Origin of the sequence: Paenibacillus sp. KS1 (genome assembly GCF_001680695.1) — a bacterium.
Classification (GTDB): Bacteria; Bacillota; Bacilli; order Paenibacillales; family Paenibacillaceae; genus Paenibacillus_B; species Paenibacillus_B suaedae.
Genome location: NZ_MAIS01000058.1, coordinates 1 through 14434, shown reverse-complemented (window position 1 = coordinate 14434; position 14434 = coordinate 1). Strand labels below are relative to the sequence as shown.

The 14434-nt window shown below is 43.2% G+C and carries 8 protein-coding genes; all 8 read left to right on the top strand.

Going from position 1 to position 14434, the window contains the following annotated elements:
- Positions 1 to 6: 6 nt before the first annotated feature.
- Entirely contained in the window at positions 7 to 3153 is a 3147-nt protein-coding gene (locus tag BBG47_RS18565; protein ID WP_254659859.1) for a cyclic peptide export ABC transporter, read from the top strand.
- Positions 3153 to 3899: a thioesterase II family protein gene (locus BBG47_RS18560; protein ID WP_065292942.1), complete on the top strand. Its 747-nt coding sequence runs from the start codon at positions 3153 to 3155 to the stop codon at positions 3897 to 3899. Before BBG47_RS18565 ends, BBG47_RS18560 begins: the two co-directional genes overlap by 1 nt.
- Positions 3887 to 8365, top strand: a complete 4479-nt coding sequence (locus BBG47_RS18555; RefSeq protein ID WP_065292941.1) for a non-ribosomal peptide synthetase — start codon at positions 3887 to 3889, stop codon at positions 8363 to 8365. The genes BBG47_RS18560 and BBG47_RS18555 overlap by 13 nt, the downstream gene beginning before the upstream one ends.
- A 24-nt stretch (positions 8366 to 8389) precedes the next feature.
- A complete protein-coding gene (locus BBG47_RS18550; RefSeq protein ID WP_065292940.1) occupies positions 8390 to 10876 on the top strand; it encodes a non-ribosomal peptide synthetase in 2487 nt (828 codons plus the stop codon).
- Between the two features lie 567 nt (positions 10877 to 11443).
- The gene (locus BBG47_RS18545) at positions 11444 to 12031 is read left to right on the top strand and encodes a hypothetical protein (RefSeq protein ID WP_083189440.1); all 588 of its coding nucleotides are present in this window, start codon (positions 11444 to 11446) and stop codon (positions 12029 to 12031) included.
- A 223-nt stretch (positions 12032 to 12254) separates the two neighbouring features.
- Positions 12255 to 12698 (top strand): hypothetical protein, encoded by a 444-nt coding sequence (locus BBG47_RS18540; protein WP_139070724.1) that lies wholly within the window; start codon positions 12255 to 12257, stop codon positions 12696 to 12698.
- A gap of 303 nt (positions 12699 to 13001) precedes the next feature.
- Positions 13002 to 13400, top strand: coding sequence for a hypothetical protein (locus tag BBG47_RS18535; RefSeq protein ID WP_065292938.1), 399 nt, complete (start codon positions 13002 to 13004; stop codon positions 13398 to 13400).
- Between the two features lie 542 nt (positions 13401 to 13942).
- A partial coding sequence (locus tag BBG47_RS18530) for a hypothetical protein (RefSeq protein ID WP_083189438.1) occupies positions 13943 to 14434 on the top strand: 492 nt, incomplete at its 3' end.

Here is a 14434-nt window from a genome sequence, read left to right as displayed (position 1 = left end):
TTAAGCTTGAATTCCCCGTATAAATGCTGGAGAGTACTGTGGATATGTATATTGGCGTGCTGGCTGGCGCTGTCTGCACCGGTCATGTCCTATGCGAATGCAGCAGAGGACATGACGCCCCGCTATCTGGAGCAAATTGAATTATGGGTACGGGAGCAAATGGAACATGCGGAAATTCCGGGCATGTCTGTCACGATAGTCAGTGGAGATCAGATCATATTGCAGCGGGGTTACGGGTTCAAGGACGTGTCTGCCGGCACTGCCATGAGTCCGTCCACCCTGTTTGAAATTGGTTCAAACAGCAAGGCGTTTACTGGCCTGGCAGTGTTAAAACTGGCGAAGGAAAATCGCTTGCATCTGGATGATCCGGTGAGCAAGTATCTGCCCTGGTTTCAACCTGTGTATCATAATCAACCGGCCGTAATCACGATAGAGCAACTGCTGCATCATACGAGCGGCATACCGTTTGATACGATTGGCCATCTGCCGGAGGGTTATGGAGCGGGTGAATTGGAGAGGACGGTTCGCATATTGCAGAACCAGCCCTTGAATCGTGCGCCTGGCAAAACGTATGAGTATGCGACCATTAATTACGATGTGCTTGGATTAATCATTGAACAGGCTAGTGAGCAAAGCTATGCCGAGTATATGAAAGATAATATCTTTGAGCCGCTGGGGATGAAGCATACTTTTGCGGTGCAGGAACCGATAGCCTCCGCGGAATTGGCTTCCGGTTATAAAATGGCCTATACAAGGCCGCAATTATACAGCCCGCCGCCATTCGTGGGCAATGCTCCTGCCGGATATATAGTCAGCAATGCCGAGGATATGGCTCTGTGGCTTAAAATTCAGATGGGAATCGAACATTCAGGATCTTTTGAATATTCACTGATTGATCAATCTCATCTGCCGAATCGCACGGTTCCGCCTGAGAGCAACGGTGCATCCTATGCGGTAGGCTGGGATATCTTCCAAATCGGAGAAGGTGAGATTTCGCATTCGGGTAACAACCCTACATTTTCTTCCTTTGTGGGCATGCGTCCGGCAGAAGGCATTGGCGTTGTCATTATGGCTAATATGAACAGCGATTATACGCAAGGGATCGGACAAGGCATCCTGAGCCAGTTGCATGGTGAAGAGCCTCCGTTAATTCATTCCGATACCTACAAAAAAGCGGATTCTGTGGCGGTCGGCCTAATTATCGCCTTGTCTATTATTGGAGCTGCGGTACTTGTGTATCTGGTGCTGGTCTTCCGTGACATTGGCAACGGCAAACGCAAACCATCCTTTCATCGGGCCAAACCCTACAGGTTGCTAGGATATCATCTAATTGCTGCCTGCCTGTTCGCATGGATGATATACAAGGCTCCCGATATTCTAATGTATAAACTGACCTGGCGATTTATTGAAATATGGCTACCATCGACGGTAATGACCGCTGTGTGGCTGCTACTGATTACTGGAGCCTTGTATATGGCTTACTCGCTGCTGACTCTGTTTTTTCCAAAAAACACGGAGAAGTCATTTCTGACGCCAATCGTTCTGGGTTTGGTCAGTGGTTTAGGGAATGCGTTTGTCATTTTTATTATCAATGAATCGTTCAACCGAACGGATAATCTGATGAATGGGCTCCTGTTTTATTTTGCGATGGCGATTGCGATGTATGTGTTCGGACAGCGAATCATCCGAGCTATGCTGGTTAAGCTGACCAATCAAATTATTTATGCCAAACGGATGGAGTTGGTGGATAAGTTTTTGCAAACGAGCTTCTCCAAAATGGACAGCTTTGAACGAGGACGTGTAGAAGCGACGCTTAATAATGATACCGAAGCCATCAGTCGCTCCATGGGAATCCTGATATCGGGCGCGACCAATCTGATTACCTTGTTATGCTGTTTTCTATATCTTGGGATTATGAACATGTATGCCTTGCTGCTATCCATAGTGATCATTGCTGTGCTAGCTGTATTGTATATGTATGTAGGAAGCCGGGCGAACCATTTAATGGAGGAAACGCGTGATCTCCAGAATGTTTTTTTTAAGTTTATCAATGATCTGCTGAAAGGCTTCAAGGAGCTTTCGCTTCATTCTGACAAACGCCGGGAATTCAGAGAAGAGATGCAGATCAGTTGCGAAACGTACAAAGAGAAGCGCAATGTGTATCAACTGCGTTATTCGGACATTTTTGTGTTGGGAGAACTGCTGTTCATACTGGTGATCGGGTGTGTAGTATTTGTATTTCCAGAGCTTTTTAAGCAGATGGATACGTCGATGCTACGAAATTATGTGTTTGTGTTCTTGTATATGACCGGTCCCGTCAATCAACTGCTGGACAGCGTTCCCCAGTATGCGCAGAGCAAGGTCAGTTGGGATCGCATTAAACAAATGATCCGGGAGGTGGAACAGAGAATTCAACATCCTTCTGCTGACGTTGCCGTCCAGACGGTTCCGATTCGATTGCAACTGGAAGATGTGACCTATAGCTATACGGGCAATAACACATCGGGGCCAACCGGGTTTGCGGTCGGACCCATCAACTGCCCATTTGACAGTGGCAGCATCACCTTTATTACTGGAGGTAACGGCAGTGGGAAGTCAACCTTAGCTAAGCTACTTACTGGATTGTACACACCAGATACAGGCAAGGTGACACTGAATGATGGCGTGATTTCCTCATGTGGGTTAGGTGAGTACTACTCGGCGATCTTCGGCGATTTCCATCTGTTCGACCGTTTGTATGGCATCGACTGGCAGGCTAAAGAAGCAGAAATGCAACACTATCTCCGCTTGCTGGATTTGCAGGACAAGATCGTTATTCATAACGGCACATTCAGTACAACCAAACTGTCAACCGGACAGAAAAAAAGACTGGCCTTGCTGATTGCGTATTTGGAGGATCGTCCAATCTGTCTATTTGATGAATGGGCTGCGGATCAAGATCCGGAATACCGCCGTTTCTTTTATTATACCCTGCTGCCGGACATGAAGGATCGGGGCAAATGTATTATAGCAATTACGCATGATGATCAGTATTTCCATCTAGCGGATCGTATTATCAAAATGGATGGGGGGCGCATTGTGGCTATGCAGCAGACTACACAAACGGTAGTTCCCTTAATCAAGCCAAGCATTCCGTTATTCGAGAAGGGGTGATGACCGTTAAAACCATTTTATTTTGCCTCCCATATGCAGGCGCCTCGGCTACAATATACTGGCAGTGGAAAGGTCAGCTAAGTCCACATATCGAGCTCCGACCGGTTGAACTTGCCGGCAGAGGCGCTCGTTATGACGAGCCTTATGCGGCCAGCATTGCCGATATGTTAAAGGACGCGGTGACACAGATAGGACCACAAGTACAGGAAGTACCCTATGCCATTTACGGGCACAGCATGGGGGCAGTGTTAGCGTATGAATTATATTATTTGCTGCTCCGGGAAGGGTATCCGCCGCCTGTCCATTTGTTGCTATCCGGTCGGCCTGCACCTTTGTCTGATCGGAAGCGTACATTTTCTTGGTCCAGTCTCAAGCAAAGGCTCCTGGCCCCATTGTCTTTTCCGGATGGCCGTATCCCAGCGGAGATTAAACGCCGTCCGGAGTTGGCCGCAAAGTTCAAAAAAATATTAAATGCCGATGTCCGTATACTGGAGACATATCGTCTTGATCCGGCACGGCCCTTGATAAATTGCCCGGTAACCGTATTCGCCGGGTTGAACGATAAGATCAACAGGGAAGAAATCCAGTTATGGAACCGGCACACCGTTCACAACTGCGAAATCGTATGGATTAAAGGGGATCACTTTTTTCTACACAGCCATATGGAGGAAGTGGTAAGCGTTATCAATCAGACCATCCCTGCCGCAATTCATGATCAGGAGGGTTTCATTCAATGGAAACGATAGGTTGTTATGAAACATCATCAGCTCAAAGGAGATTGTTTGTCGTTCAGCAGTTCAATCCGCACAGTGTAGCCTATAACCTATCTTCTGTTTTCAAAATACTGGGGACACTGGATCTCCAAAAATTTGAGCAGGCAGTACAGCAGCTTATCCAGCGGCATGAATCTATGCGGACGATATTTGAGACAGATCTAGACAACAACGATATTTCGCAAACCGTACTGGCTACGGTTCCGTTTTCGCTGGAAACGCTTGAGGTGGAGGAAGAGCAGCTCGAGGAAGTATTGAAATCGCTGGCACAGCCATTTGCCCTGGATCAGGCTCCATTATTCAGGCTTAAGTTGATCCGCACTTCTCCCACAGTCTATTATTTATTTTTTGATATTCACCATATCATTGCGGATGGCATATCCATTCAAATTATGATAAAAGAGATCGGCTGTCTTTATAACGGCATTCCGCTTTCTCCGGTAGAAGTGCAGTATGTGGATTATGTAATGTGGCAAAACGATTTGTTTTCCGGTGAGAAAATGAGCGCACAAGAGCAGTACTGGATGCAGCAGTTTGCAGACGAATTGCCGGTGCTGGATTTGCAGACTGACTATGCCAGACCGTCATACAGCAGTGGTCGCGGTAACTATGTGCATTTTCAGTTAAATGCGGATGTTGTCCAATCGGCACGGCAGATAGCTCAACAGGAAGGAGCAACACTGTATATGGTGTTGTTCAGTATTTATTCGCTACTGCTGCATCGTTATACTTCCCAGACAGATATTGTAATCGGCACACCGATTGCAGGTCGCCGAAGCGCCGAATTGGAGTCGGTGATCGGTATGTTTGTGAATACGCTGGCACTTCGTACACGTCCTCAAGGGAACATGACTTTCCTGGAATTGTTGACCCAAATCAAGCAAACTACGTTATCTGCTTACGATCATCAGGACTATCCGCTTGATATGCTGGTGGAGCGGCTGAATATTGCGCGTTCATCAAGCAGACATCCCATTTTTGATACTATGCTTGTTGTGCAAAATATGGACAAGTACGAAATGGAGATGAACGACCTTGTCTTCCAACGCTATGAATGGGAGAGTGACAGCTCCAAATTCGACCTGACGCTGGAATTGACAGAAGATAATGATGTGATTACCGGCAAGCTGGAATACAGCACCGATTTGTTCACACCGGATACAATGAACAGAATGGCTGCTCATTTTGTCAGATTATCCAGACTGGTCACTACGATGCCAGGTATGGAACTGCATCAGTTTGATCTGTTGGATGAAGTGGAGAAACAGCTTATATTACATCAGTTCAACGACAATATCATCAATTATCCTCTTTTAACAATTGATCGGATTTTTGAAGAACAGACAGAGTTGCACGCGGAACGAACCGCTTTATTTCATGATGGAAGGATGTATACATATCGGGAACTAAATGATAAAGCCAATAGGCTTGCACACAGCTTGCGGAGCCGTGGCTTGGTGCAAGGAACGAATGTTGGCATAATGGCAGAGCGTTCTCTCGAGATGATCGTGGGTATGCTTGCTGTGATCAAAGCAGGAGCCGCTTATGTGCCCATCGAGCCGGATTATCCGACACAGCGAATATTAAATATGCTGGAGGATAGCAGTATGGAATGGCTGCTTGTACAGGGAGAACCCGAGCATCCGCTTCCGGGCAGCTTGAAGATACTGGATTTGTTGGATGAATCATTGTACAGTACAAACACCGCCAATTTAGGATTGGTTAGGGAACCTGACCAGACGGCGATCATTATTTTCACCTCAGGGACGACCGGCAGACCTAAGGGAATTATGATCAAGCATCTTGGCATTTCACGTTTGGTCAAACAAACCGATTATGTGGAATTAAGCGAGAACACCCGGCTGTTGCAAACCTGTGCTTTGGGATTTGATGTCTTTACGTTTGAGACATGGGCACCTCTCCTTAATGGAGGATGTTTGTATTTAACCGATAAAAACACGTTCCTGGATACAGCGCGATTGAAGCCGTTTCTATTACAGCACTCCATCAACATAATGACTCCAACTACTGCCCTGTTCAATCATTTGTTAAACGAAGACCCTGAAATTTTTAATAACCTGGAGACCATTATTGTGGGTGGCGAAGTGATGTCCCCCTCACATGTGCAGATTCTGTTGCAACATCATCCGCATGTCCGACTCAAAAACGGGTATGGACCAGCGGAAAGTACGACTTATACTACGACCTATGATGTGACCAATCAAGAGAAAAAAAGTATTCCAATCGGTAAACCGATAACCGGCACAACCTGTTATGTACTGGATGCATTTAATCAGCCCGTACCCGTCGGAGTTGCCGGAGAGCTGTTTATAGGCGGAGACGGATTAACGGCCGGTTATGTGAATCGGCAGGACCTGACTGATGAAAAATTCCTTACGGTACCATGGCTTAACCAGGAGCGTCTGTATCGTAGCGGCGATTTGGTCAAATGGCGTGCCGACGGTAATCTTATATACCTGGGGCGGAGAGATCACCAGATCAAAATTAGAGGCTACCGGATTGAGTTGGAGGAGATCAAACGGCAAATTTTAAGCTTGCCTCAAATTCAGGAAGCGGTTGTTATTCCTATCAAGCAGGAGGGTAAGGAGACGCAGATTTGCGCCTATTATACTGCAACTACATTGTTAAATGAATCGGACTTGCGAACACAGTTACAACAGTTGTTACCCGAATTTATGGTTCCTCAACTGTATGTGCAGCTCAAGCAAATGCCCATGTCTGCCAACAATAAAATTAATACTAAAGAGCTGCCACCACCTGAAAGGGTCACAACTGCTTCAGATTCAGATTTCATTTCGCATGAATGGCCGCTGGATGAGCTAGAGCGGATCATTTCTGATATCTGGAGTGAAATACTAGAATTGAAGATGATCAGCGTGACAGACAATTTCTTCCTGATTGGTGGACATTCGCTCAAAGCGGTTCTGATCGTAGCAAGGCTTCGCAAAGAGCTGGGTGTCGATGTCGGCATGGATGAGATCTTTGCTCAGCCAACGATCCGTGGATTGGCCAATCAACTGCGTTTCCGGCAAAAAGAGGACCTGCCGGTACCGCAAATTGTGGAGCAGCGCGAATTCTACCCAGCTTCATATCAGCAGACCCGTCTTTATGTCCTAGAGAAAATGAGGCGGTTCGCGGATACGAGCAACAATATAACCGATGTGAATTGGATTACTGGAGCGCTCAACAAGAAACGTTTGAAAAAGACAGTCCAGCAACTAATGGAACGGCATGAGTCACTTAGACTTTCACATCAGCGAGCAGGCGAACAGATCGTATTCAAAGTTCATGACCAAGTGGAAGTCCCGCTAGAATGGATAAGCGGGACGGAAGAACAACTTCCAGAACGGATAAGACAATTTGTCCGTCCTTTTGATTTAACACAGGCGCCTCTATTCCGTGTAGGTGTTGTGACGATATCTTCCGAGCGGCATGTGCTGATATTCGATATTCATCATAGCATTTCGGACGGTTTTTCACTTGGATTGCTGACGGAAGAGGTTATGGCTTTATTTCGGGGAGAATCGTTGCCGCCGTTGGAATTCCAGTATAAGGATTATGCGGTCTGGCAGCAGTCGTTCCGGCAGTCTGATGCTTGGCACAAGCAGGAGCGGTATTGGCTGGACATAATGAAGGGATCGCTGCCGGTTCTTCATCTGCCAACGGATTATCCAAGACCCGATGAACAGAACTATGAAGGTGCATTGTTTCGATTCCAGGTGTCCAACGAAAAGACCTTCCAACTCAAACGGCTGGCGGACGACACCCATACGACACTGTACATGTTGTTACTGACCGTGTATTTCACACTCCTGCAGCATTATTCAGGAGATGAAGATATTATGGTCGGCACTCCTGTTGCTGGGCGCAATCAGGTTGAATTCCAGCAGTTGCTGGGTATGTTCGTTAATACGATTGTGCTCCGCAGCCAACCGTCTGCCAGCAAAACTGTCCGTGAACTGTTGAAGGAAGTGCGAACTCATACCATTGAAGCATTCAGTAATCAGGATTATCCTTTGGAATTGCTAATCGAGAAGCTGGACGTTCGACCTTTGGCCAACCGCAATCCGTTGTTCCAGACGATGTTTGCCTTGCAAAATATGGATATCCAGCAACTGCAAGTGGATGGGCTGGTTATCACGCCGTATGCGTATGAACGAAAATCCAGTATAGCTGATATTCTCCTGATCGCTCAGGAGGATGGGGATGCACTGGGCTTCACGTTTGAGTATTCCACCTGTCTGTTCAGACAGGATACAGTAGAGCAAATGGCAAAATATTACGTTGCTTTGCTGGAATCATTGCTGTCGGATGGTCTTGATCAAACACTAGCAAGTATGAATCGGTACAGCGAGCAATGTAAAAATGCCGAAAATGGAGATATGCATTCATTGTTGACCGACACATTTTCATTTTAACGCCGCTCAGAGAGGGGAAGCATTATGTTTTTATCCGAAAAGGAAAGAACAAGTCATCATCAATTTTGGCATAGCTATTATTCAGATGAACTTCCAGTTGCTACGGTAATACCTGACTATACTAATATGGATTTGGCAGAGCATATGACCATGGAAACTGTAGATTATACCGCAGAGGACGCTATATTTAAGCAATTGGGTCAATATTGCAAAGAGTCGGATTTTTTATGGTATTGCTTTTTGCTGGCAACGCTGAACGTTTGTCTGTATAAATACACTGGCGAAAGGGATCGACTGCTCGGCTCGCCGATGCAAGGGAACTCCGCGCAATCTGGCAAACTTCTGCCGATCCATCTTGCTATCGACCCGGCCTGCAGCTTTAAAGAATATGTGCTAAAGCTCAGGGAACAACTGGCTGCAGTCTATTCCCACCAGCAGTTGGCACCGAATCGGATGAAGCAGCTCCATGTGGTGGCTGCAATGGAAGGGCTTCACAGCGAGATAGAGGATGCTTCAGATCCGGCCTATATTCGCATACTGTTCAATCGTCAGAATGATCGGCTGCACATTAAGTTTGATTATTCACCCAAACGGTATAAAGAATCTACGATTCGCAACTTGTCCGTGCATTATAATGAACTGTTGCAAACAACCATTTTTAACATGGATAGGGCGATTTGTGAATTGTCCATTTGTTCGCAAACTGAACTGGAAAAGATTATGCACGATTTCAATCCGGTTATCCCCGACAGCAGACCGGCAACAACGCTTGCCAGACAGTTTGAGCAGCAGGTGTTCTTGCAGCCTGATCGAATTGCATTGGTCCATAACGGCAGGAAGTTGACTTATAATGAGCTGAATAAACAAGCAAACCGGCTTGCAAATATGCTGCGAACAGAGTGGAATATTCAGCATAATGAATTTGTGGCAGTGCGCATGGGCCAGGGCATCGAATATATCATATCTATCCTAGCAATATTGAAAGCAGGAAGCGCCTATCTGCCGATCGATATGGAATATCCGGATGAACGTATTCATTTTATTCTGGAAGATAGCCAGGCTCGGTTTATGCTTGTACAGCATGTGGATGATATTCCGCAAGGACACATGGTTTCAACGCTTCTCGTAACAGAAAGCCTGAGCCGGGAACTTCCGATGGTCAATCTCGATGTGCCGACAAAAGCGGAAGATCTGGCATATTTGCTGTATACATCTGGCACTACAGGCCAACCAAAAGGTGTATTGATCGAACAGCAAAATGTTCTTAATCTGGTACAAGATCCTCATTATCTATCCATGGATTGCCAGACGGTAATGTTGCAGGCAACATCAATAGTATTTGATTTGTCGACATTAGAAATATGGGGCACCCTGTTAAACGGCGGCACACTGGTTATTGTTGATAAAGCTACCCTGCTGGAGCCAAAACGGTTGAAAGAAACGATTCGAGAACAACATGTTAATTCAATGCTCATTACAACAGCGCTTTTTCACCATCTCGCGAGTCATCACTCTGATATTTTTTCCGGTATTGGCCAACTGTTGACGGGGGGAGAAGTGTTATCGTCCGTTTTAACCAATCGTATATTAGAATTATACCCGGATTTACGGTTAGTCAACGGCTACGGACCTACGGAATGCACGGTATTAACAACATATTATGATATTCGCTCGGCTGAAAGCACCAGTATTTCCATCGGAAAGCCGATCTCGGGAACCAATGTGTCGATTTTAGGTGTGGATGATCAGATTCAACCTATTGGTGTACCCGGGGAATTATGTATTAGTGGTGTCGGCGTAGGCAGAGGTTATCTGCATCAGCCGGAACTGATGGCGGATCGCTATGTGCGGATACCTGGCCGAACAGATCAAATCATGTACAGAACAGGAGATTTAGCCTATTGGCGCGAAGATGGAACTATCGAATTTATGGGACGCAAGGATCGGCAGTTAAAACTGCGGGGATACCGAATCGAATTGGGTGAAATTGAGAATACATTATTAAAACATGATCAAGTACTTGAAGCAGTGGTCGTTCCTATTAAAAATACTTCTGACGAGTTGTCGCTGTGTGCTTATATTGTGCCTGAAATCTGTACTGATGAACTGGAGAGCCAACTGATACTGCATTTACGGAAATCGCTTCCGGACTATATGATTCCAGCTGATTGTATTATTATTGAGAGGATTCCGTTAAAAACTAACGGAAAAGTAGACACTGACCGGCTACCGGTTCCCGATAGGCAACAATTACGCGGGCAGCAAACACTAATCCTTCCACAAACCCCAGAGGAACAAAAAGTTGCAGCGATCTGGACCGAAATACTGGGCATACAGCAGATTAGCGTGCATCATAACTTTTTTGAATTGGGCGGTCATTCGTTAAAATTAATTATACTAGCTGAAGAGTTGCAGCATGCCGGCTATTCTATCAATACTATGGATTTGTATAAGTATCCGACAATAGCAAGCTTTTTGCAGTTTCAGCATAAAAGTGGTCAAGAAGGATAGAAGCTCAACCAGGAAGCGGTTAATTGGAATTATCTATACCATATGTTTGCTCAAAGCAATATTATACGATATCCAACGTGGTTTTTTACGATATATCTAGTTAACAGAGCTATTTTTGCTCTTAATCGATGTTCTGTAATTACTTCGTTTATAAGTATACGATCTTAACATGTGAAATGTTCCGTAAAAAAGGGGGCTTTCGCCCCCTCTTAAATGTCAACTATCATCTAGAGCGAATAGGTTTATCAAAATTGATCATAGTCCCTTTCTATGACTTCTAAATTTAATTGGTTTTTGAGTTCTCACACAACCATTTTACAGAACTCTATTCCTTTTCATCTTATCGGTTTTACTGATTTTTTTTATTCATATGGTTAATGAGTTCGGATACCCACCGGCCCTTTTTTATACGCGTGACTTATCGGGAAAAGTTAACTAGGCATATCGGCATATTCCCAATGACTGATTGGCTGGCGCTATGCTCCTTAATCCTCTCCGGTTCGTGGATACAAGAACGTCATAGGAAATCAGTACAAACCAAATAAAAGCAGTATGGAGGAGCAATAGATGATTTTTGAATTCATTACGCATTATTACAATGCTGTACCATTTAGAAGTCTGTCTGCACTTTCAATAACAGAAGCTATGAAAGTAATGGAAGAACTATGTGATGATACGCCCATCTATGAAAGATTCAAAGAACCAGTTCAATATTGGGAAAACCGATTAGAAGCGGAGAATTGGTTGCGAAACCGATTTAAAGAAAAGGGCGGAGTACCCAAAGATAAATATCCATTTTATTCTGTATTAGGGACTGCAGATTGGATAGAGAATTACGCATCGAGTACAGGGTTAAATGTAAATTTTCTACGGATTCCGTTATCGATATTTAGTGAAAAAGATGTAAGTTTTACATTGCCAGATAGTATGGTTTCATTTTGGATGGGAAGGGATAAACCTGAAGAATATTACAACGCTAAATATCATGGGCAGGTTTTTATATTGTCAGAGGTAAAGTCTATGATGACAACTGATATAATGAATAACCTTGAGTCAATGATTCCTAAAGGAACGATACCTTATGTTGAAGCACAGATTTGGAATCATGAAATTGCAATGAATTTCTATAATAATCAAATGTTAAACCTTAAATAATCAGAAATAGTGATAATAATTCATAGAAGCTGCTGACCTCCTATAACACCGCATTAACGCAGGCAGTGCTGTCTCCTCTTGATCCGCACCGAGGATTTTCGAGGAAATGAATCAAGCGGACAACCCTACACCACCTGACCGGCCGCGGCCAGTCACTATTTTTAAGGTGGTTAGGTTTCATAGATACATGTATGTTAGATGAAACATATGCAACTAGAAAGGAATGAAAAACAAAACCAATAGAATGATAAATACATATCCAAAAGCAATATTGCTGACTTTTTTACTTAGTTTATATCTCTCTGTAGTAGGTGAAATCATTTTTTATTTATTTTACTATAATGATCGTATCTTTGAAGAAAAATTAGAAATTATTGGAGTTATCCTGGTTATTTTTTATTCATTTCCTATTGTAATACTATATAAAACAAAACAGTTATTAAGTCTATTGATGATATTGGTATTTACTCCAATATGCACTGTATTATCAATGTTTGCTGCTGGCAAATTATTTCCACTAAGTGAAGATGACTTAGGGGCAGGAATACTTGGAATTTTTGTTATTGGATACAATTACATATTTGTGTTTTTGGGAACAAGCATAGGAGTAGTTATAAAAATATTATTAAAACAATGGAGAATTTATAAAGAGATTCCTGATAGTTAATCTAGAAGACATATGAATCATGCAATCGGGGAAAATATGAAAAGTTGATCTTTGATAAGAATTATAGAATTTGGGGTTAGAGTTCGAGATGAGGACTATGTATTGATATATTTCGGAATCTAGAAATTATCAAGAGGGCATTAACTTCATATAACACTGTATTTACACTGCAGGGCTAACGCCCTTTGGTTGTCAGATGTGTAATCATGGGAGACTCTCAGACAACAATCGATCTAGCCTAAGGTAAGAGTGATCTAAGGCGGGGTCGTATGATAAAAGAAGAAAAGAAAGGAACATATACGTATGTGGGTTCCTTATGAAACATTTAGAAAACATCCTCCAGATTTTCTTGTTAAGTATCGTTTCTTTACACCTGAAGAAGGTGGAAGACGAAATCTCCCTTATCAAGGATATCGAAGTGATTTTGCTATCGAATCGGATTTTATGAATAATACAATAGATTTAAGAGTGATACACCCTGAATTTGAAGATGAGTATGGAAATCTTATTATGGACGAATCAAAACAAGTAAACAGAAGTGGTACAGCAAGGATGTGGGTTCTATTTCCTATTTCTAGAGCACGTCATAGAAAAACATTAGAAGTAGGAATGAAGGGATATTTTATGGAGGGACCTGAAAAAGTAGCAGAAGCAGAAATAGTTCAAATAATTGGACTACTAACAAATTCTTGTATGGATTGAATTTTTGGAAGCCTGCTCGAAGCAAAGGCAACTACATATATCATGATATTCACACATCGGAGCCTGATAGAAGAAGGTACCTTGATGCGTGTAAAAAGTTATTATGAATAAGAAAGATACAAGTAATCGAAATTAGGAGATGTGAAATATGGTAACAATGGAAACCAAAAAACTTATAGTCCGCCAGTTTGAGCCTGACGATTGGAAAGGTTTGTACGAATATCTATCACAAGAAAATGTGCTTGAGTATGAGCCTTGAGTCCAGTATTGTAGCAGGGTGTAGATCAAAAATTTACGAGCCGTCTCATGATATCCTACCAGTTGGGCTGTCTTCATGACTTCTTCTGCGGACAATATGGATTGAAGGAATGACTGGAACATGGCAGACTTTTTCATGAGGTCGCCTCGTTTCGGGGGTTTGTAGGGGTACAAACATTTCAGCGAATGAGCGGCCTTTTCGCTATTTCAAAATAGTATTTTATTGGATAATATCAACAGGCGTGAAATAAGATAATTCAAAAGAAGTTAAAGGGGAATTTTAGATGGAAAGTAAAATTAAAATATATGAAACAGAATCCCAATATTTTGGCCTCAATAATCACTTTATTTTACGTATTCAAGAAATGGAGAAAAAATCTGTTTATGGGGCTGAAGTTGCCAAAAAATGGACCGAAATTTTAAATCAATCTCTTAATAGTGAAACTTACCCCGTAATTCATCCGATCGGGAAGGAAACATTTTCATTATATGCAGAGTATCCAACTGGTGTATTTGAATATGCTTTGGACATTGACGGTGCTACTTCACTTATACAAGAAGAAGGTATTAAGCCGGTACAGTTTGCTCCGTCGCACATAATTGATGCTGTTTATCAAGGTAACATAAATAAAGACCCAAATCGGATAAAACCCAATCATAAAAATCCTGTAATGGTACTTCAGAGTCGATATTTAACTAACAACAAACCTTATTGTATAAATGGAAACCATCGTCTATTTGAAGCATATCGAAATAATGATGAACAAATAGAAGTT